The following is a 239-nucleotide window of genomic DNA, read 5'->3' as shown; positions in this document are numbered from 1 at the left end:
GGAGCTGTTGCAGCAGGCGAGGGTGACGCTGCTCGCCGACGACGACCCGCCGGCCACCGGCGCGGCTCCGCGCGGTGGCCTGACCGTGCCGATCATGGCGGGGCTGGCCGCGCGCGGCAGCCAGTTCTCGGCCCGCGCGCTGCGCCAGAGATACCGCGACTTCATCGGCAACCACCAGGACTGCGTGGGCGAATACTCCGGCTGGATCGCGCTTTACGTATTCGCGCGGCGCGCGCAGG

The 239-nt window shown here is 72.8% G+C and carries 1 protein-coding gene; it reads left to right on the top strand.

The annotated features are described in order from the left end of the window. Nucleotides 1-22: 22 nt before the first annotated feature. Nucleotides 23-239, top strand: a 217-nt coding sequence (locus tag ACQG3P_RS23045; RefSeq protein WP_426806343.1) for a hypothetical protein, incomplete at its 3' end; no start/stop codon positions are given.

Origin of the sequence: Stenotrophomonas sp. SrG (genome assembly GCF_050031795.1) — a bacterium.
In the GTDB taxonomy this organism is placed as follows: Bacteria; Pseudomonadota; Gammaproteobacteria; order Xanthomonadales; family Xanthomonadaceae; genus Stenotrophomonas; species Stenotrophomonas rhizophila_A.
This window is presented reverse-complemented; position numbering and strand designations above follow the sequence as displayed.